The 19,306-nt window shown below is 64.5% G+C and carries 17 protein-coding genes; 5 read left to right on the forward strand and 12 right to left on the reverse strand.

Going from position 1 to position 19,306, the window contains the following annotated elements:
- The first annotated feature begins 43 nt into the window (after positions 1 to 43).
- Positions 44 to 895, forward strand: a complete 852-nt coding sequence (locus PAF12_RS08960; protein ID WP_271106592.1) for an MBL fold metallo-hydrolase — start codon at positions 44 to 46, stop codon at positions 893 to 895.
- A gap of 81 nt (positions 896 to 976) precedes the next feature.
- On the opposite strand, the gene PAF12_RS08965 is transcribed toward PAF12_RS08960, so the two are convergent.
- From PAF12_RS08965 to PAF12_RS08985, 5 genes are all read right to left on the reverse strand, one after another.
- The gene (locus PAF12_RS08965) at positions 977 to 2,059 is read right to left on the reverse strand and encodes a carboxylesterase (RefSeq protein ID WP_271106593.1); all 1,083 of its coding nucleotides are present in this window, start codon (positions 2,057 to 2,059) and stop codon (positions 977 to 979) included.
- Entirely contained in the window at positions 2,052 to 2,795 is a 744-nt protein-coding gene (locus PAF12_RS08970) for an alpha/beta fold hydrolase (protein ID WP_271106594.1), read from the reverse strand. The genes PAF12_RS08965 and PAF12_RS08970 overlap by 8 nt, the downstream gene beginning before the upstream one ends.
- Entirely contained in the window at positions 2,795 to 4,420 is a 1,626-nt protein-coding gene (locus PAF12_RS08975) for a peptidoglycan -binding protein (protein WP_271106595.1), read from the reverse strand. Before PAF12_RS08975 ends, PAF12_RS08970 begins: the two co-directional genes overlap by 1 nt.
- Complete coding sequence (locus PAF12_RS08980) at positions 4,420 to 6,159, reverse strand: hypothetical protein (protein WP_271106596.1); 1,740 nt, start codon at positions 6,157 to 6,159, stop codon at positions 4,420 to 4,422. The genes PAF12_RS08975 and PAF12_RS08980 overlap by 1 nt, the downstream gene beginning before the upstream one ends.
- Before the next feature lie 78 nt (positions 6,160 to 6,237).
- Positions 6,238 to 6,789, reverse strand: coding sequence for a gamma-glutamylcyclotransferase (locus PAF12_RS08985; protein ID WP_271106597.1), 552 nt, complete (start codon positions 6,787 to 6,789; stop codon positions 6,238 to 6,240).
- 63 nt (positions 6,790 to 6,852) lie between these two features.
- On the opposite strand from PAF12_RS08985, the gene PAF12_RS08990 reads away from it, so the two are divergent.
- Positions 6,853 to 7,923 carry a DUF2125 domain-containing protein gene (locus PAF12_RS08990; protein WP_271106598.1) on the forward strand — a complete coding sequence of 357 codons (1,071 nt, stop codon included), beginning with the start codon at positions 6,853 to 6,855 and terminating at the stop codon, positions 7,921 to 7,923.
- 54 nt (positions 7,924 to 7,977) lie between these two features.
- Here PAF12_RS08990 and polA read toward each other — a convergent pair whose 3' ends face one another.
- The 3 genes from polA to PAF12_RS09005 all read right to left on the reverse strand — a co-directional run bounded on the left by polA (position 7,978) and on the right by PAF12_RS09005 (position 12,245).
- Entirely contained in the window at positions 7,978 to 10,785 is a 2,808-nt protein-coding gene (polA, locus tag PAF12_RS08995; RefSeq protein WP_271106599.1) for a DNA polymerase I, read from the reverse strand.
- A gap of 591 nt (positions 10,786 to 11,376) precedes the next feature.
- The gene (locus tag PAF12_RS09000) at positions 11,377 to 12,006 is read right to left on the reverse strand and encodes a DUF2459 domain-containing protein (RefSeq protein WP_271106600.1); all 630 of its coding nucleotides are present in this window, start codon (positions 12,004 to 12,006) and stop codon (positions 11,377 to 11,379) included.
- Positions 12,003 to 12,245: a zinc-finger domain-containing protein gene (locus PAF12_RS09005; protein ID WP_271106601.1), complete on the reverse strand. Its 243-nt coding sequence runs from the start codon at positions 12,243 to 12,245 to the stop codon at positions 12,003 to 12,005. Before PAF12_RS09005 ends, PAF12_RS09000 begins: the two co-directional genes overlap by 4 nt.
- A 103-nt stretch (positions 12,246 to 12,348) precedes the next feature.
- Between PAF12_RS09005 and PAF12_RS09010 the strand changes: the two genes are divergently transcribed.
- Positions 12,349 to 13,278 carry an ABC transporter ATP-binding protein gene (locus tag PAF12_RS09010; RefSeq protein ID WP_271106602.1) on the forward strand — a complete coding sequence of 310 codons (930 nt, stop codon included), beginning with the start codon at positions 12,349 to 12,351 and terminating at the stop codon, positions 13,276 to 13,278.
- Between the two features lie 19 nt (positions 13,279 to 13,297).
- A complete protein-coding gene (locus PAF12_RS09015; RefSeq protein ID WP_271106603.1) occupies positions 13,298 to 13,783 on the forward strand; it encodes a YtoQ family protein in 486 nt (161 codons plus the stop codon).
- 166 nt (positions 13,784 to 13,949) lie between these two features.
- Here PAF12_RS09015 and PAF12_RS09020 read toward each other — a convergent pair whose 3' ends face one another.
- The gene (locus PAF12_RS09020) at positions 13,950 to 14,330 is read right to left on the reverse strand and encodes a histidine triad nucleotide-binding protein (RefSeq protein WP_271106604.1); all 381 of its coding nucleotides are present in this window, start codon (positions 14,328 to 14,330) and stop codon (positions 13,950 to 13,952) included.
- A 10-nt stretch (positions 14,331 to 14,340) separates the two neighbouring features.
- Entirely contained in the window at positions 14,341 to 15,918 is a 1,578-nt protein-coding gene (locus PAF12_RS09025; protein ID WP_271106605.1) for a DUF5928 domain-containing protein, read from the reverse strand.
- 134 nt (positions 15,919 to 16,052) lie between these two features.
- Between PAF12_RS09025 and PAF12_RS09030 the strand changes: the two genes are divergently transcribed.
- Positions 16,053 to 16,871, forward strand: a complete 819-nt coding sequence (locus tag PAF12_RS09030; protein WP_271106606.1) for a sulfotransferase family protein — start codon at positions 16,053 to 16,055, stop codon at positions 16,869 to 16,871.
- 102 nt (positions 16,872 to 16,973) lie between these two features.
- Here the strand turns inward: PAF12_RS09030 and PAF12_RS09035 are convergent, their stop codons facing one another.
- Entirely contained in the window at positions 16,974 to 18,938 is a 1,965-nt protein-coding gene (locus tag PAF12_RS09035) for an exonuclease domain-containing protein (RefSeq protein WP_271106607.1), read from the reverse strand.
- On the reverse strand, positions 18,932 to 19,306 hold the full coding sequence (locus tag PAF12_RS09040; RefSeq protein WP_271106608.1) for a response regulator transcription factor: 375 nt from the start codon (positions 19,304 to 19,306) through the stop codon (positions 18,932 to 18,934). The genes PAF12_RS09035 and PAF12_RS09040 overlap by 7 nt, the downstream gene beginning before the upstream one ends.

Here is a 19,306-nt window from a genome sequence, read left to right on the forward strand (position 1 = left end):
CGCCTAGGTTAGATAATGCGAAAGATATGGGAAAGAGAGGGACATGATGCCAATGCTGCGAACCATTCTCGCACCGAACCCCTCGCCGCTGACCGGCCCCGGCACCAACACCTTCCTGCTGGGCGAAACCGACATCGCCGTCATCGACCCCGGCCCGCTGATCGACAGCCATCTTGCCGCCATCATAAAGGCCGGCGCGGGCCGCATCCGCCATATCCTCGTCACCCATGCGCATCGGGATCATTCCGAAGCCGCCGCCGCCTTGTCAAACGCAACCGGCGCCCCCATCAGCGCCTTCGGCACGGCAGAGGCCGGACGATCGATCATCATGCAATCCCTTGCCGAGGCGACCGGCGGCGGCGAGGGGCGGGACCGGGATTTCACACCCGATCACAACCTGCGCGACGGCGACCGGATCGAGGGCGAAGGCTGGGCGCTGACCGCCATTCACACGCCGGGTCATATGGGCAATCACCTGTCCTTCCTGTGGGGCGATACGCTGATCTGCGGCGACATCATCCTCGGCTGGTCCTCCACCCTGATCTCACCGCCGGAGGGGGATCTGCTGGATTACTTCCGCAGCCTCGACCGGATCGAGGCGCTGCATCCCGCCCGGCTGCTGCCCGCCCACGGCGACCCGGTGGACGATCCCGCAGCCCGTGTTGCCGAACTCCGCGCCCATCGTCGCCAGCGAAGCGCGCAAATCCTGGGCGCGCTGACCGATGGCCCGGCAACGGCTGCGGCGCTTGCGCAAAATATCTATGATATCCCCGAACAGCTTCTCCCCGCCGCCACCCGCAATGTGCTGGCCCATCTCATCGCCATGACGGAACTCGGCGTCGTCGCGCCCGAAGGTTCCATCACCGCAGACGCGAAATTCGCCGTGGCCCGCTGACCCGCGCGTCACCTCACCCTGGGCCAAATATCCATCCGGCAGCGCCACCAGCCCGCCGGTCGCGGTCACGGCACCCTCGGATCAATCCCCAAAATTCCGGGTGATCCAACCATTGATCCCTGTCGCCACCGGCGCGGTCTGCCCGGGTGAGAGAATATCCCCCGCGATCACATGCGCCGACGGATCGTCGCCCGGCCCGACGGTGACCTGCTTGATGGTCACCTCACCACCCCAGCTTTCCAGCACCCGCTTTGTGACCGCCGGATCGACGACCTGATCGTCATCCGACCACAGCGCCAGAAGCGGCTGTGTGGCGGCACTGAAATTCGTCCCCTCGGCCTCCGCCGCAAGGGCTGCCATAGGCAGGGTGGCGACAACCGGATAACAGCTGGTCCAGAACATGCGATGACGCTCGTTCAAGGGCTCGAAACAGCGCTCGCCTCCGGCAAGGATGGGCAGCCATTGGCGCGCCAGCGGCTGCCGGGCAAGGAAGGTCCAGCGGTTCAGCGGCCTGAAATTGGGCGACACCAGAACCACGCCCGCGATCTGCGGCCCCAGCTCCGGATCGCGCGCCGCCATCGCCGCCAGCGTCCCCCCGGTGGAGGAACCGATCACCACCACCTTTTCCCCGATCCGCTTGCCGATCGCGATCGCCTCCGCGACATCGCGCGCCCAGTCATCCACCCGCGCCGCACCCATCGACGCCTTGTCCATCCCATGCCCGTTCAACCGCGCGAAATAGAGGTTGGAGCCGCGCCATGCCGCAATCAGATCCGGCACCGGACGAAGCTCCTGCAATGTGGCGGAAAACCCGTGCAGATAGACAATCGAAACCGGCGTTTTTACCCCGGTTCGCCCGGCCCAGACGATGCGGCGCGCCACATCCGGGCGGACGCCGCTTTCCTCCTGAAACAGGTAGTTATCCAGATCCTCCGGCAATTCCGCGATTTCCGGCGGATTGAAACGACCGGATTCGCGCGGCCCGAACATCCAGACCAAGCCGATCAGCACCGCGATCACCGCCAGCGACATCAACACCCAGCTCATGAAACGCCCCCGCCGTTCCGGCGCATCCCCGCCCGCATCAACGGCAGCGTCTGCCACCCGCCGGGCCTTCCCCGGCGCGGCAGAGCCGTCCTTGCGCGGGCGTTTGCGCTCAGCCATGCGTGACCTCGTCAATCGCCCCAGCGATCAGGTCCAGACATTCGGGCGAGGAAAACCGATGATCCGCCCCTTTCACCAGCGTCAGCCGCAGATCGGGGCTGTCGGCGTGATCCAGAAGCCGCATCGCCCAATCGACCGGCACGGATGCATCCGCCGTGCCCTGCAACAGCCGCACCGGAAACGGCAGCGGCAAAGGCCGGTCCAGCACCAGATGCTCACGCCCGTCCTCGATCAGGCGGCGGGTGATGACATAGGGCGAATCGTCATATTCCGAGGGCAGTTCGATCCGGCCCTCCTCCATCAGAACCGCACGATCAGCCTCGCTGAAACCGGCCCAGAACCCGTTCTCGGTGAAATCCGGCGCGGCGGCGATGCCGACCAGACCGGCGACACGCTCCGGCATTTCGCGCGCCACAAGCAGCGAGATCCAGCCGCCCATCGACGACCCGACCAAAATCTGCGGCCCATCGGTCAGGGCGCGGATGGCGGCGATTGCATCCCCGGCCCAGTCACCGATTGCCCCATCCTCGAACCGGCCGGAGGATTCGCCGTGACCCGTGTAGTCGAAGCGCAGGAACGCCCTGCCCGCCTGCGCCGCCCAGCCTGCCAGATATTCCGCCTTGCTGCCGCGCATGTCGGATTTGAAGCCGCCGAGGAACACGATCCCCGGGCCCGCCCCCTCCTGCCGCTCATAGGCGATGCGGCGGTCCTGCGATATCTCCAGATATTCGGTCATCAGCGTTCCGTCAGTTTCAGCTCGATCCGGCGGTTGAGCGCGCGGCCCTCTGCCGTGTCATTCGTCGCAATCGGGCGGGTATCGGCAAAGCCTGTCGGTGCCAGCCGCCCGTCCGGGAAGCCCAGATCCTCCACCATATAGCGCACCACGGCAAGCGCCCGCGCCTGGCTGAGTTCCCAGTTGTCGCGATAGCGCCCGGTGCCCGAAAGCGGCGTGGAGTCGGTGTGCCCATCCACCCGGATCACCCAGTCGATCCCCTCGGGGATGGTGTCGGCGATCTCCTCCAGCAGGGTCGCCACATTCGCCACGCCCTCACGGCCTGTCGCCGACAGCGTGGCCTCACCTTGGCCGAACAGCACCTCGGACTGGAAGACGAAGCGGTCTCCGACGATTTCCACGCCTTCCCGGCCCTGCAAAATCCGCCGCAACTCCCCGAAGAATTCAGAGCGGTAGGTGGCCAGATCCGCCGCCTCCTGCTCCAGCCGGGTCCGTTCGGCCTCCTCCAAAGCCAGCCGCTGCCGCTGCTCCTCCGCCTCGCGCAGCAGGGCGGCGTTCAGTTGCGCGCCCAATTCCTCCAGCTCGACCTCAGCGTTCTGATTGTCGGTCTGGCTGATATTCAGCGCCTCCTGGATAGAGGCAAGCTGCGTGTTCAGCGCACTCACCTGCTCGTTCAGAAGCGCCACGCGCCGCTGCGCCTCGGTCGACGCCTCCTGCTGTCCGGACAACTCCTCACGCGCGACGGCCAGCAAAGCAGCCTGACGCTCCGCCGCGCTGGCGTTTTCGGCGGCCTCGCTGCTCAGTTCTTCCTGCGCTGCACGGGCGGCGGCCAGCAGGGTCAGGGTTTCCTCGGCCTCGCGACGGCTTTCCTCCAGCGACAGGGTCATCGCGGTCAGTTCCGCCTCCGAGTTGCGCAGACGTTCGCGCAGCGCCTCAGCCGCCGCAGCCTCGGCAATGCGGGCCTGTTCGGCCTCGCTCAGCGCCGTGCCGGTCTCGCTCAACTCTGCCTGCGCAGTCGTCAGCGCCGCCGCCGCATCCTCATTCTCCGTCCGCAAATCAGCAACCAAAGCTTCCAGCGCCTCGCGCCGCGCCGCCGCCAGCCGGGCCTGTTCCGCCTGATCGTCCACCTCGCTCCGCGCCGCCGCCAGCGCCTGCTCCGCCCGGCTGAGCGAGTTCTGCGTGGTCTCCAGCGTCGCCTCCGCCGTTTCCAGCCGCTGCCCGGTGGAGGCCAGTTCCGTCTCTGTCGAGGCAAGCGTCTGCCGCGTCTCCGACAACGCCGCCTCCGCCGTATCGGCGCGCTGCGCCTGCGCATCCCGGGTCGCGATCAGTTGGGCAATCTGTTCCTCAAAGGACAGGATCTGGCCCTGTGCCTCGTCCAGACCGGCCTGCGCAGCCTCGCGGGCGCGCTGCGTCACCGACAGCGTACTGGTCAGCCCCGCCACCTGCTCCGCCAACTGGCCCAGCTCATCTTCCTGCCGGTCCACGGTTTCGCGCAGCACCGATTGCACGATCATGAAAATGGTGATGACGAACATCAGCACCATCAAAAGCGCGGTCATCGCGTCGACGAAACCCGGCCAGATGGTCGAGCTGAAACGGTTGCCGCCCCTGCCGCGCGACAGCGCCATTACGCCCGCCCGAGCGCCCGCAGCGCTTCCGTCAACTCGGCGATCTCACCGCGCAACGCATCGAGACCCGCCGTTCCGACAGCCGCCTCATGCTCCACCATCCGGTTGATCGCATGATCGATGGAGCGCAGATGCAGCCGCGATTCCTCGTCAACACCGCCATTGCCCGGCCCGGAGGCCTGAATCAGATGATCCTGCGCATCCGACAGGCGTGACAGCGCGCGGGCGAGTTCGTCCATATCCGCCGGGTTGTCCTGCACCAGCGCAATCAGCCGCTCCTGCCCCTCGGTCATTCGGGTCAGAACCTCCGACAGATCGCCATTCGGATTGGGGGCCCGGTTCAACTGTTCAATCTGCGCAGCCACCCGTTCCTGCCCCTCGGCCATCCGGGACAGGGCCTGCGACAGCTCGGCGCTGGTATCGGTCGAACGGTCCGCCTGCCCGATCCGGGCCGCCAACCGCTCCTGCCCTTCCGCCAGCCGGGACAGCGCAGCGGTCAGGTCGGGATCGGTTCCCGGACGCGTCTCCGCCGCGCGGACAAGCCGGTCCTGCCCCTCGCTCATCCGGTTCATGGCGATCGCCATTTCGCCCATGCGCGTCACATTCGCCTCGGAATCGTCAAGCATGAACTGGCCCAGACGCTCGACATTGCGGGCCATCAGCAGGACGCGCTCATCGGCCTCAATGGCTTCCTGCTCGCGGATTTCGTCCCGCTCGGTATAGAAATCCTGCAACTCGCCCATCTGTCCCGCGATCTGGTCGAGGAAGCCGACAATGCTCGCCTGATCCAGCTTTTCCCCGTCATCACCGGCAATGCCCAGCCGAGTGAAGCCGGACAGCCATTCCTCAAGCTCGCGGTAAAAACGGTTCTGACCGTGCGTCGCGAACAGTTCCAGCAGGCCCACCACCAGCGACCCCGCCAGTCCGAGCAGCGAGGAGGAAAACGCCGTGGCCATGCCGCCAAGCTGCGCCTCAAGCCCGGTCATCAGCTTGTCAAACACCTCCAGCCCGGACTCGCCGTCCTGCGGGGCAAGCGCGCGGATCGTGTCCACAACCGCCGGAACCGAAGTCGCCAGCCCGTAAAACGTCCCCAGCAGACCAAGGAAGATCAGCAGGTTTGACAAATACCGGGTGATATCCCGCGCCTCGTCGATCCGGGTGGCGACGGAATCGAGGATCGAACGGGCCGAGCTTGTCGAAATCACCCCGCCAACCGGGCCGCGCGCGCCCAGAAGGGCGGCCAGAGGTGCCAGCAACCGTGGTGCCCGATCTTCGCCATCGCCCATTGCCGCGACGCCTTTTTCCGCGGCATTGCGGCGGCGCTGCGCAAAACGCTCGATCCAGCTGACCGACTGGAAAAGCTGCGCGACCTGCCAGAAACAGGCCAGAACGCCAATTACGAAAACGCCTAGAATCAATCCGTTGAGCCAAGGATTTGCCGCAAATATCGGTAAAATCCGGCCATAGGCAAACCAGCCGCCGACGCCGACCAGCGCCAGCACGATCAGCATTTCAAGGATCTGGCGGACCGGCTGGCCGAAATGCGGCTGCACCACCTTGCGCTCCTGCGCCCGGCGCGCGGTCAGCCGGCGCGAGGGGCGCGGCTTCGGATCGGCAACGCTGCGTTCGCCCGGCGTCTCAGACGCTGGGACGGTCTGCGGGGTCTCGGTCTTTTCCGTCGCCGCGCTCTCCGCCGCTTCCGGGGATGGCTTGGATCCGGGCGGCGTCTCGTCGGTCATCTGGTTCCTCCGGCCGGGCTCGGTTTTGCGTGCGAGTGTAGCAGCAAGCATATCGCTGCCAACCGTGGAATTGCAATTTCAACCAGATAGCCGCCTGACCTCAGCGGCAAGCGCCTCCATTTCCGGGTCTGCAAGGCCAAGTTCCGCCAGATGTGCCGCCGTGTTGTAAAGATAATCACGGTTCGGACCCCGGCCACCTTCCGCGCGCGCAATGATTTTTGCCTGATCCTGCGTGTGAAGATGGCCGGCATATTGCTCGTGATCGCGCTGCATCACATAGGTGATCGCCGCCACCTCGCGCCCGTCACTGAGGCGAATTGGCAACACTGACTCTTTATATGCATTGGAAACAAGCTCCCGCGCCCGCACCTCCGCGATGACCTCCGGCCAGTCGGCGTCGGTCACGCGCAGCGCCACCCCGTGACAACTTGCCCCGTCGGTCCGGTCAAGCGCCAGCACCAGCCCCGGCGCCTCCGGCGTGCCGCGATAATGATGCGATAGCATGCAGAAACTCCGGTGAAACCCCTCCAGCGTCGCAATGCAGGTCTCCGCGACCGTGAAGCCCGGATTCCACATCAGCGAGCCATAGGCGAATAACCAGTTCTGATCTTCTGTGCGTTCCTCTTTCATAAGGCGCTATTCTAGGCTTAGAAGGGGGCGGTTCAAGATGGCACGGAACGGGCGGATAATCCCATGAGAACACTCACGATCCTGGTTATTCTGATTGCAGTGGTTTTCGGCGGCGCGTGGTATGCGGGCGAGACGTGGCTGGGCAATCGGGCGGCCGAGGTCGTCGCCAGCAACCCCCAGGTCAACGCGGAAAGCGTGACGCCGCTGCGCAACCCGACCCGCCTCGGGCTGCATATGGATCAGCTCGATTACGGGGATGAAACCAGCGGTTTCAGCACGCCGGGGGTCGATGTCTACGCCCCGGTCACCTCGCCCAATACGCTGACCGTCGATCTGCCGACGGAAATGGAGCTGCGCATCGCCGGTGTCCCGACCGCGCTGACACTGGCAGGCGGCAAGGCGCGCGCCTCCATCTCCCCGACCCATGAAATGACCATCCGCAAGGCGGGGATCGAGGCCGAGAACCTCGCCATGAACGGCGCAGAACTTTTCGCTTCCCTTGGGATCGAGGCGCAGCTTGTCCATATGGGCGGCAACCAGCCGCTGCGCTCCGCCGGGGCCTATGACATCGACATCGCCCTGACCGATGCGGTCGTGGCCGGACTGCCGCAGGCGCTCGATATCAACGGCTCGGTGAAGCTCTGGCTGACCTCGCTGCCGGGTCAGGCAACGCTGGAAGGCAAGGCCCCGCCACCGATGCCGACCGGGTTCGAGACCCGCGACCTGCGCTTTACCTTCGGCGATGCGGAAGCAACCCTGATCGGCCGGATCGAGGCGGATGCCGAAGGCTATGCCGCCGGTCAGGCCGCGTTCTACACCGAGGACGCATCGAAATTCATCGACGCCGCCGTAAATGCCGGTCTGATCCCCAGCGGCGGCGTGATGATGGCGCGCGCGCTTCTGAACAACCTGTCGGGCGGGGCAGATGACGAACTGCCGGAAACCGACGAGGACGCGCAGACCGCAGCCGGGGCAGCGCCCGATCCCGGCCCGGTCGCGGAGGACGAACCGATCAGCTTTCCGCGCGCCGCGAAAGGTCAGATCCGCCTGCCGCTGATCTTGGAGAATGGCCGGATCTTCCTCGGCCCCGTCCCGATTGGCACCGCCCCCCGGCTGTTCGCCACCGGGGCCTGAGCCGCCCCGGCGGGGCGGAAAGGATCGGCGCGTAAAGGATCGGGGCGTAAGGGATCAATGCGCCTCGGCCCAGCTTTCCCCGGTGCCCGCATCGACAACCAACGGCACTGACAGCCGCACCGCCGGTTCCGCTGCGTTCTCCATCACCTCGCGGGCAGCGGCGATCAGATCGTCGACCGCCTTGTCCTCGACCTCGAACACCAGCTCGTCATGGACTTGTAGCAGCATCTTCGCGGGCAGGCCGCTTATCGCCGCAGGCATACGGATCATCGCGCGCCGGATAATATCCGCCGCCGCCCCCTGGATCGGCGCATTGATCGCAGCACGGCGCGCCCCGCCTGCCGCCGGACCCTTGGTGTTGATCCCCGGCGTCATGATGCGGCGGCCAAAGATCGTGCGCACATAGCCGTCGCGCTTGGCGTTCTCCACCGTGCTGTCCATATAGGCGCGGATTTCCGGGAACCGCTCGAAATAAGTGTCGATGAAGGCCTGCGCCTCCGCCCTTGGAATACGCAGGTTCCGCGACAGCCCGAAGCCGGAGATGCCATAGATCACCCCGAAATTGATCGCCTTGGCCTGCCGCCGGACCATCGGATCCATGCCTTCGATCGGGACGCCGAACATCTGGGATGCCGTCATCGCGTGAATGTCGATCCCGTCGCGAAACGCCTGTTTCAGCGCCGGGATGTCCGCCACATGAGCCAAAATCCGCAGCTCGATCTGGCTGTAATCGAGTGCCACCAGTTTATGCCCCGGCGTGGCAATAAACGCCTCACGGATACGCCGCCCCTCCTCGGTGCGGATCGGGATATTCTGCAAATTCGGATCGGTCGAGGCGAGCCGCCCGGTCTGCGCCCCGGTGATCGAATAAGACGTATGCACCCGCCGGGTATCGGCATTCACATGAGTCTGCAGTGCGTCCGTATAGGTCGATTTCAGCTTCGACATGCCGCGCCAGTCCAGCACGCGGGCAGGCAGGTCATGGCCCTCAGCCGCCAGATCCTCCAGCACATCGGCGCTCGTCGAATATGCCCCGGTCTTGCCCTGCTTGCCGCCCTCCAACCCCATCTTGTCGAACAGGATTTCGCCAAGCTGTTTCGGGGAACCGACATTGAATTTCTGCCCGGCGAGTTCGTGAATTTCATCCTCCAGCCCGGCCATCTTCTGCGCAAAGACATTGGACATGCGCGCCAGATGCTCGGGATCGACCTTGATCCCCGCCATCTCCATATCCGCCAGCACCGGCACCATCGGGCGTTCCAGCGTCTCATACGCCGTAGTCACCGCGTTCGGTGAAAGCTGCGGGCGCAGCATCTGCCACAGCCGCCATGTGACCTCGGCATCCTCGGCGGCATAGGGTGTGGCCTTGGCGATCTCCACCTGCTCGAACCCGATCTGCGACTTGCCCGAGCCGATCAGATCCTTGATCGGCATGGTCTTGTGACCCAGCACCCGCTCCGCCAGCGCATCCATGCCGTGACCGCCATCCCCCGCCGACAGCGCGTAGGACAGCAGCATCGTGTCCTCCAGCGGCGTCATCCGAATGCCGAGCCGGGCGAGGATCTTCCAGTCATACTTGATATTCTGCCCGACCTTCAGGATCGAGGAGTCCTCAAGCAGCGGCTTCAGCTTCTTCAGCACCAGACCGGCGTCAAGCTGCCCCTCTGCCTTCGCGCCAGAGCCGAACAGATCGCCCCCGCCCGAGATATGACCGACCGGGATATAACAGGCCCGCCCCGCCTCGACACATAGCGAGATACCGACCAGATCGGCGGTCATCTCATTCAGCCCCGTGGTTTCGGTGTCGATGGCGACGGCCCCCGCCGCCGCGATCCGCGCGATCCACGCATCCAGCGCCTCCTCGGTGGTCACGGTCTCATAACCGTCCAGACTGATCTCCGGCCAGTCCGGCCCGCTCGCGGCCTCGCCCTGCGGCGCGGCTGGCGTGTCCGGCACGGCGGGGGCCTCGACCTCGAATTTCTCGGCCACACGATTGGTCAGCGTGCGGAACTCCATCCCGGTCAGGAAGCCCAGCAACGCATCAGGCTCCGGGTCGCGCAATTCCAGCGAGTCGAGCGAGAAATCCAGCGGCGTCTCGCAATCGAGCTGCACCAGCCGCTTCGACACCCGAATCTGATCGGCGAAGTCGATCAGCGTCTGGCGGCGCTTGGGCTGCTTGATCTCCTCGGCGCGCGCCAGCAGCGTCTCCAGATCGCCATATTCGTTGATCAACAGCGCCGCCGTCTTGATCCCGATCCCCGGTGCGCCCGGCACGTTATCGACCGAATCCCCGGCAAGCGCCTGAATATCGACGACGCGATCCGGGCCGACGCCGAATTTCTCCGCAACCTCCTCCGGCCCGATCTCCTTGTTCTTGATCGGATCGAGCATGGTCACGCCGTCCCCGACCAGTTGCATCAGGTCCTTGTCGGAACTGATGACAACCGCCTCGCCCCCCGCATCACGGGCCTGACATGCAAGGGTCGCGATAATGTCGTCAGCTTCGAAATTCTCCAACTCGATGCAGGCGATGTTGAACGCCTTTGTTGCCTCGCGTGTCAGGGGGAACTGCGGCACCAGATCCTCGGGCGGCGGCGGACGGTTGGCCTTGTAATCGGGATAGATGTCACTGCGGAAGGTCTTGGAGCTGTGATCGAAGATCACCGCGACATGAGTCGGTGCCAGATCGCCCCTGGAATCCTGCACATATTTCCACAGCATATTGCAGAACCCCGCAACCGCCCCGATCGGCAGCCCGTCGGATTTGCGCGTCAGCGGCGGCAGCGCGTGATACGCGCGGAAGATGAAGGCCGAGCCGTCGATGAGGTGAAGCTTGTGGCCCTTGCCGAAAGCACTGGACATGGTTTTCTCCCGCTGCGTCGGTGACGGTTCTGCCATGTTCGCAAGCGGGCTTCCAGTGTTGCGATTGTTATGGGTGGTGCGCTGAAGCGCACCCTACGCGGTCACAGATGCAACCAATCCCATCGGATCGGTGCGCTAAAGCGCACCCTACAACACCACGCCCCCGCGACCCCACCAAACCCGTAGGGTGTGCTTCAGCGCACCAACCACCATACATCCACCCCCACGGTCCCACCAACCCGTAGGGTGTGCATCAACGCACCAATCACCATGCATCTACCCCCACGGCCCCACCAACCCGTAGGGTGTGCATCAACGCACCAACCACCATGCATCCGCCCCCACGGTCCCACCAAACCCGTAGGGTGTGCATCAACGCACCAACCGCCATGCATCCACCCCCACGGCCCCACCAACCCGTAGGGTGCGCATCAACGCACCAACCACCATGCATCCGCCCCCACGGTCCCACCAACCCGTAGGGTGTGCATCAACGCACCAACCACCATGCATCCACCCCCACGGCCCCACCAAACCCGTAGGGTGCGCTTCAGCGCACCAATCACCACGCACCCACCCCAACCGAACAATTCACCACACCGCCAACGACACCCGAACCGACAACGTCGTCGGCGTCCATCCCCCGAACCCCTGCCCGGCACGGCGCAGCGTCCGGCTGATCCACTGATTGCAGGTGTTCAGGATCGAGAACCGCCCGCGCGCCGCAAAATACTTATCCCCGGGCGTCAGCAAATCGCGCGCAACCGGCTGATCCACCAGCGTATCAGCCAGAATCGCCGCTCTGAGCGCATCATATTCCGCCGCCGACAGGGTCATCGTCATCGACGGCTGCATCGGACCGACCGGCACATAGCGCATGACGGAGCTGTCCCCGCTGACCGCGCGCCATATCTTGCCGGCGCTCAGATCAGAAAGGCTCGCAACCGTGGTGTAGAACTCGCGCGCGCCCCAGCCAACCGCCAGCCACTCGGCCCCGTCGGGTATCCCGGCAAAATCGAAATCTTTGCGCGTCTGCGGCGTCAGCGGCAGCATCAGATCGGTGTGGATCACCCCCTGAATCAGGCCGATCACCACCTCATCCCCCGCCATGTCACCGCCAGAGACCGGGGTTACATGACCGGGCAAAACCGCCCCGCCCAGAGGCGCAAGGAACAGCAGCAAACCGGCCACAAGAAGCGACCGGAACAGCCTGCGTATCAATGATCGTCCGACGCGTTCTCGCGGTCGATCACGAAGCGCTTGTCGCAATAGCCGCAATCGACGAACCCGGTCACCGGCGAGATCGCCAGCCAGACCTTCGGATGACCCAAGCCCCGCGCTTCGTCCCCCGCACAGGCGACCTTCCATCTGGTCACCGTCTCGGTTTCCGGGGCGGGATAGGCGGCGGCGCTCTCCTGATCGGTGGACAGCGGATTTTCGGGCGGCACGAATTCTGTCATGGCGGGCCTTCTTGTCGTGCGGGGCTGAATAGGGTCTAACCTCCACATAGCCGACCGCAATCCACCCCGCAAGAAGCGCCCGCGCCGCATGCAAGGGAACATCATGACCGAGACAGCCAACGCCATCGAGATCACCGGCCTGCGCAAGACCTACGCCGCCTCTGGCAAGGCCCCGCCGAAAGAGGCGCTGAAGGGCATCGACCTGACCATCCCGGCGGGCTCCATCTTCGGGCTGCTGGGTCCGAACGGGGCGGGGAAATCCACCACGATCAACATCATGGCCGGGCTGGTGAACAAGACCTCCGGAAATGTCGTGATCTGGGGCTTCGATCAGGACGTGAACCCGCGCAATTCCCGCGCCGCCATCGGGGTCATGCCGCAGGAGCTGAATATCGACCCGTTTCTCAGCCCACGCGCCAGCCTCGACGTGCAGGCCGGGCTGTATGGCGTGCCGAAATCCGACCGCTGGACGGATGAGCTGCTGGCGCTTGTCGGCCTCTCGGATCAGGCGGAAAGCTATTCGCGCAATCTCTCCGGCGGGATGAAGCGGCGGCTGCTGCTGGCCAAGGCGCTTGTCCATCGCCCGCAAGTGCTGGTGCTGGACGAACCGACGGCGGGCGTCGATATCGGTCTGCGCGAGATGCTGTGGAACAATGTCCGCAAGCTGAACGAAGCGGGGATGACCATCATCCTCACCACGCATTATCTGGAAGAAGCCGAACAGATGTGCGACCGCATCGCCATTATCGACCGCGGCGAGGTGCTGGTGGAAAACACCACCGAAGCCCTGCTGCAAGGTGCCGACGGCAAGACGCTGGTCATCGCCACCGACGACACCCCCCTGCCCGCCCTGCCCGACGGCGTCACCGCCGAGCGGCGCGAGGCCGGACGCATCGCCTTCAGCTACCAGCCCTCGCAGATTCAGCCCGACCGCATCATCGACGCCTTGCGCGGCGGCGGCATCCCGATCCGCGATATTGCAATCGAGCAGCCGAGGCTGGAGGATGTCTTTGTCGAACTGACCCGCCACTGAGCCGACAGGAGCACGAAACATGGCAGACAGCAAAGAAACCCCGACCCTCCCCCTTGGCGGGCTGAAAATCTATCTCTCCGGCGAAATCCACACCGACTGGCGCGACCGCATCATCGACGGCGCAAAGGGCCTGGACGTGACCTTCACCGGCCCGGTCACCAATCACGCCGCCAGCGACGATTGCGGCGTGGCGATCATGGGGGCGGAGGAGCGGAAATTCTGGCACGACCGCAAGGGCGCGCAGCTGAACGCCATCCGCACCCGAAAATCCATCGCCGATGCCGACATCGTCGTGGTCCGCTTCGGCGAGCAATACAAGCAATGGAACGCCGCCTTCGACGCAGGCTATGCCGCCGCGCTCGGCAAATCGCTGGTCATCCTGCACGGCCCCGACCACGCCCACGCCCTCAAAGAAGTCGACGCCGCCGCCCTCGCCGTCTGCGAGGAACCGGAACAGGTCGTCGACATCCTGCGCTACACGCTGAGCGGGGAACTACCCGGATAACCTCCGCCCCCCTCATCCACCCGTAGGGTGCGTTTCAACGCACCACCCCGAACCGGCTCCCCACAAAAAACCGGACGACACACCACACCCCCACCATCGTACAATCGTAGGGTGCGTTTAAACGCACCCCACACCGTCCCACGACCAAGGCGATCCGACGCCCCCCTCACTCCCGCATCAGCAGCATCGGTCCGATATTCCGCCCGCCCAGAATATGCAGGTGGAAATGCGGGACCTCCTGGACGCCGTCATTGCCGGCATTGGTGATGGCGCGGAAGCCGTTGCCTTCGTCCAGCGCCACGCCCTCCGCTTTCGCGACCTTGGCACAGAGGCGCATGAAATCGGTGATCTCGGCGTCTGACGCATTGGCCGCGAAATCGTCGAAGCTGACATATTTGCCCTTCGGGATCACCAGAACATGCGTCGGCGCTTTCGGGCTGATGTCGCGGAAGGCCAGCGAATGCTCGCTTTCGGCAACGGTATCGTTCGGGATCTCTCCGCGCAGGATCTTGGCGAAGATGTTGTTGTCATCATAGCTGTAGCTCATCGCTGACTCCTCAATCGGCAAACAGATGCGGCGTGTCGGCGAGTGCCGCGGCGACATCCTCCTCCACCCGCAGGAAGGTCGCAAGCGCCGCCGCGTTCTTGGCAGGTGATTGACGCTCGCTGATCGTCTCGAAACTGTCGAATTCCAGATCGCGCACCCGCTCCGTCTCCTGCCGCAGATCGCGCTGCACCAGCGGCAGCAGCCGGTCCACCACTTCCGCCGGGGTCGATTCATTGGCCAGACCAACCCGGGTCACATGGCCGCGCAGATATTCCTCGTCGAATTTCGGATCGATGAACAACACCCGCGTCTCGGATTTGTCCTGCTGGAAATCCTGAATCAGATCCAGCGCGGAAGGGTCGAGGCAGATCACCATCCGGTAATCGTCATATTCGTCCATCAGCAGCCGAATCAGTGCCCGCCGGTGCCGCTGCCGCTTCTCCACGGTTTTCTCCACCCCGCCCAGATCGGGCAGCGAAGCGTCGGTCTCGTTGAAAAGGTAATCAACCGCAGGAATATCGGTATACGCGCGAATCGCCTCGGTCAGCCGCTTCGCCACATGCCATTTCTTCGCCACGATCACCATCAGCGTGCTGTTGCGCCCAAGGCTGGCATCCGTCTCCCAGAATCGCGGCGCGAAGCGTTCCCCGATCCGGCCCCGCCAGGTCAGGAAGCGGAACAGCGATTTACCCTCGTCGGAAATCGCAAAATGCATCCCTTCCGCCTGCCAGAGCGCGCCGAGCCGCTCGCGCAGCTCCAGCGCTTCCGGGCTGATCTTGCGCGCGAACAGATAATCCTGACTGACAAGCATATTGTAGTGGTCGCTATAGAACACCACCGGCATGCCGTAATCGGTAAAGATCAGGTAAGTCAGTGTCCGCGACTCGATCTCGGTGCGCGGCACGACATGCGGCACGATGGTCTGAAAAAAGGTTTCATCCGGGATCCATGTGGTCGAGAAGAACCGCATCACGTCGCGCCGCGTGTCGCAGAACTCCAGCACCTTCTCGATGGTCTCACGCCGCAGGCACCACCACTGGCTGCCGATGCGCATTTGCAGATCGTCGGGAATCCTGCGCTTGAGATTGAATCGTTTCTGGAATTCGTAGCTGGCGTAAAACCGGCGCGGCTGGGTGCGTTCGTTGAACCAGTGCCGATAGATCAGCCGGTCCTCCTTCATCCCGGTTTTGATCCAGTCAGTGCCAAAAAAATCGACGCATTCGATATAATCTATGTGATTAGTGTCGAGAAACTGATGGGCATACTCGACCGATTTGATCGGCATACAGTCACCCGACAACATGTAGAAATGCGTTGCGGTCGGAAATGCATCCGATGCCGCCCGCAACGCCTCCAGCGTCGCGGCCACCAGCGACCACCCGCCCCAGCCACATTTCAGGCGTTTTGCTGCAAAAGTGACGTTCGGATTGGCATCCAGAGCCGAACGGATCTGGCTGTAGTGATGCGCGTTGGAATTCGCGTCGAAATGGATGGAGACGAAATCTCCTGTCGCCGTGAGGCGCTCGGCTTGCGCGATCAGACCCGCCGGGTCCTTGTGAGCTAGCAAAATAAAGGCTATTTTCGCCATGTTTATTTAAAATGTCCGATAGTTTCTAAGGTTTACCCTCAACCAGCAATTGAACATAGTACTTCAATCTGCTTTGTGTCTTTCACGATTTCTGCCGTTGTCGCAACCCGCTGACGGCAAAGGAGGCTGAAAATATGGGATTTCCCGGTGTATGGATGACCGAAAGCAGGAGCCTGACTTATCGCGTCGTCCCCAAATGTGCATGTTCGACGATTGGCCAGATCCTGTTTTACTCGGATCATGGCCGCTTCTTTGACGGCGACATCCATGACAGCACCGAAGGTCTGCACAAATGGTCGCAGGATGGCAGTCAGGACGTCATCAGCGAAACCGTGCGGGCGCGGACCGGTGTGACCTTCACCTGCGTGCGCAACCCCTATGCGCGGATCCTGTCGTCGTTCTTCGACAAGATCGCCGGGATCCAGCGCAATGGCAGCCGCTACCGGGGCAATCTGGTCCCACAGCTGATCCAGAAATACGGGATCGAGGTCGGCAGTCCGGAGGACGGTTTCCAGTTCGATCAGGTCAAATCCTTCCGCCGCTTCCTGCTATTCGCGCGCGATACCATCCGCTGGCGCCGCCCGATGGACCCGGATATCCACTGGTCCTCCATGTCGGGCCACATCTCGACCTTCATCGTCAATGGCGGTCACTACGATCAGATTTTCTTTACCGAGAAATTCAATGACGGCATGAAGAAGGTACTGGATGCCGCCGACACCCCGGTGAAGGTGGATATCGAGGAAGTGCCGCGTTTCAACGAATCCGAGGGCCACGGGCCGAAGCGGGCGCATAATGTCAGCGAGTATTTCGACGACCTGTCGCGCCACCTGATCTGGGAGATCTACAAGAAGGATTTCCAGCTCTTCAAATATGATTTCGACGACCCGGATAACAAGATGCCCACGGGCGAGGTCGATATCGAGGAAGTCCACGCCAAGCTCGGCCGCTGATCCGGGGGGGGGTTGGCCGGAACGGGTCGGGGAAGGTAAAAAGGGGCGCTGCCCCTCGCGCCGTGGCGGCGCTCACCCCGGGATATTTCGGCCAGGCTGAATTCAGCTATCCTTCCCATGCGCGGCGGCGAGATTGGCGTCGCTGAGCAGGCGGCGATGTTTCTGCGCCTCCCGCAGCACATGCTCGAACCGGGTGATGCCCTTGGCCTCAAGCGCGGGCAGCATGCGCAGCCAGGCCTGCGCCGTAGCCTCCGCATCGCCCATAGCGGTATGGCGCAGCCCCTCGGGGATGGTGATCTCCAGCCGCTCGCAGATCGCGTCCAGGCTGTGAACCGCCGACTGCCCCCAGATCATCGCCGAGAGCAGTACCGTATCCATGACCCGGTTCGGGAAATGCTGCCCGGTCTCCGCCTCCGCCGCGCGCAGCAGCCCCATATCGAAGGGCGCATTATGCGCGATCAGCACCGCGCCTTCAGCGAAATGGTGAAAACCGCGCAACGCCGCACTCATATCGGGGGCGGTCGCGACCATCTCGTCGGTGATGCCGTGAATCTTCGTCGAGGCGGGCGGGATCGCGCGGCCCGGATTGACCAGCGTTTCAAACCGCTCCCCGGTCAGCCGCCCGCCGGCAATGCGCAGCCCGGCGATCTGGACGATCCGGTCGGACAGCGCCAGCCCGGTGGTTTCGGTGTCGAACACCACGCAGGTCAGCGCCTTCAGCGGCCGGTGATCCGCGTTGCCCTCCCGCGCCAGCGCGAAATCATAGGTCACGGCAGGCCGGGCCTCGCGCGGCACCGGCGACAGCGCCAGCGGCAGCACCAGCCGATGCCTCTCCCCGGACCGTTCCGGCCAGATCCCGGTGCCATGCGCGGCAAGGATGTCGGCCCCGCTCAGCTCCGGGTGATCGGGATCGGGCGGGTCGCTCAGCCAGCGGTCCAGCAGATCCATCGGCAGCGCCTCGCCCTCCCATGTCAGATGCAGCAGCGCCTCCGCCCCCTCCTGCCGGATCGACGCAGCAGGCGGGCGGCCCGATTCCGCCAGCGACTGACCCAGCCGTGTCACCAGCCCGCCGATCTGCCAGCCATCGGCGGCCAGCGTCACCGGCGCGACCTCGCCCAAAGGCAGGCCCAGCCCGCGTGCGAGTTCTTCCGCCGCAACCCGGCGCTGACGCGGCGCGGGCGGGGTCAGCGCCGCATCCAGATCGCGCAACGCAGCGACGAGCCCGCGCCCCTCGGCCCGGATCGTGTCGTGCAGCCCCTCCGGCAGCGGCCCGTTCAGATCGTCCAGCAGCGGCGCCAGCGCGGCGGCATGGCGGCTCAGCGCTTCCACCGATGCGCGCGGCGGCACCGGCTCGCGCCGGGCGGGGCGCAGGATCAGCACCGTGCCGCCCTCGTCATCCTGAAGCCGCCGCATCCGACCGCTTAAACGCGCATCATCAGCCCCGATCAGCGCCACATCGCTCGCCTCTGCCCCGGCGTCGAGCCGCGCCTGCGCCGCCTCCAGCCCGCCGCTGCGCAGAAATCGCGACAGATCCCGGTCGAGCGCCAGCCCCGGCAGAAGCTGCGCAGCGGCGGCGTTGTAAAACACCACCCGCCCCTCCGCATCGGCCAGAATCGCACCGGCACCGATATCGGAGAGGATCTTTTCCAGCATGGATTTCTCACGCGCCTCGGCCTCGGCGTGATCCGACAGCGCCGCCTCCAGATCGTCGCGGGCACGGGACTGCGCAGCGGCGGCAGCGCGGGCAGCAGGGGCCAGATCGGCCAGATAGCGCCCCTCATCCGCATCCGGGATCGCCCCGGTCAGAAGCGACCCGGCCAGCGTCTCGATCGGGCGGGCGACATTCTGGTCGAACAGATACCAGACCCCGGCGACCAGCAGCGCCCCGCCCAGCCCGGCAATCAGCGCGATCAGCGAAAACGCATCGGTCACGCCCGCCATGCCGTCCCCGGCCACCAGCCGCCCATGCGCGACGAACAGCCCCAGCAGGCACAGCGCCACGATCCCCGCCGCCAGACCGGCGAAGATCAGGAACACGCGGACCCGCAGCGACAAACCGCTCAGCATGACGCACCGTCCAGCATCCGCGCCATCTCCGCCCGCAGTTCCGCCATCTCGAAGGGTTTGGAGATGAACCCGTCGGCACCAAGCGCCAGCCCCTTGCGCCGCTCCGTCACCGAACCGCGCGCGGTCATCATCAGCACCAGCACATCTTTCAGCACCGGATCGGCCCGCATCTCCTGCACGATCTGGTAGCCGGAGATCTCGGGCAGCATCACATCCAGCAGCACCAGATCGGGCAGCTTCGCCCGCATCGCCGCGATGGCACCGCCGCCCGTGGCCAGCCGCTCATGCTCATGCCCGTCGCGCGTCAGCAGGAAATCGAGCGCGGCGGCAATGTTGTCCTCATCCTCGATCACCAGAATCCGCGCCAT

Origin of the sequence: Paracoccus sp. SCSIO 75233, from assembly GCF_027912675.1 — a bacterium.
Taxonomy (GTDB): domain Bacteria; phylum Pseudomonadota; class Alphaproteobacteria; order Rhodobacterales; family Rhodobacteraceae; genus Paracoccus.

Bases quoted from the DNA above. Each gene is read 5' to 3' on its own strand.
- PAF12_RS08960 (WP_271106592.1), top strand. From the start codon at position 44: ATGATGCCAATGCTGCGAACCATTCTCGCACCGAACCCCTCGCCGCTG.
- PAF12_RS08965 (WP_271106593.1), bottom strand. From the start codon at position 2,059: ATGGCTGAGCGCAAACGCCCGCGCAAGGACGGCTCTGCCGCGCCGGGG.
- PAF12_RS08970 (WP_271106594.1), bottom strand. From the start codon at position 2,795: ATGACCGAATATCTGGAGATATCGCAGGACCGCCGCATCGCCTATGAG.
- PAF12_RS08975 (WP_271106595.1), bottom strand. From the start codon at position 4,420: ATGGCGCTGTCGCGCGGCAGGGGCGGCAACCGTTTCAGCTCGACCATC.
- PAF12_RS08980 (WP_271106596.1), bottom strand. From the start codon at position 6,159: ATGACCGACGAGACGCCGCCCGGATCCAAGCCATCCCCGGAAGCGGCG.
- PAF12_RS08985 (WP_271106597.1), bottom strand. From the start codon at position 6,789: ATGAAAGAGGAACGCACAGAAGATCAGAACTGGTTATTCGCCTATGGC.
- PAF12_RS08990 (WP_271106598.1), top strand. From the start codon at position 6,853: ATGAGAACACTCACGATCCTGGTTATTCTGATTGCAGTGGTTTTCGGC.
- polA (WP_271106599.1), bottom strand. From the start codon at position 10,785: ATGTCCAGTGCTTTCGGCAAGGGCCACAAGCTTCACCTCATCGACGGC.
- PAF12_RS09005 (WP_271106601.1), bottom strand. From the start codon at position 12,245: ATGACAGAATTCGTGCCGCCCGAAAATCCGCTGTCCACCGATCAGGAG.
- PAF12_RS09010 (WP_271106602.1), top strand. From the start codon at position 12,349: ATGACCGAGACAGCCAACGCCATCGAGATCACCGGCCTGCGCAAGACC.
- PAF12_RS09015 (WP_271106603.1), top strand. From the start codon at position 13,298: ATGGCAGACAGCAAAGAAACCCCGACCCTCCCCCTTGGCGGGCTGAAA.
- PAF12_RS09020 (WP_271106604.1), bottom strand. From the start codon at position 14,330: ATGAGCTACAGCTATGATGACAACAACATCTTCGCCAAGATCCTGCGC.
- PAF12_RS09025 (WP_271106605.1), bottom strand. From the start codon at position 15,918: ATGGCGAAAATAGCCTTTATTTTGCTAGCTCACAAGGACCCGGCGGGT.
- PAF12_RS09030 (WP_271106606.1), top strand. From the start codon at position 16,053: ATGGGATTTCCCGGTGTATGGATGACCGAAAGCAGGAGCCTGACTTAT.
- PAF12_RS09035 (WP_271106607.1), bottom strand. From the start codon at position 18,938: ATGCTGAGCGGTTTGTCGCTGCGGGTCCGCGTGTTCCTGATCTTCGCC.
- PAF12_RS09040 (WP_271106608.1), bottom strand. From the start codon at position 19,306: ATGGCGCGGATTCTGGTGATCGAGGATGAGGACAACATTGCCGCCGCG.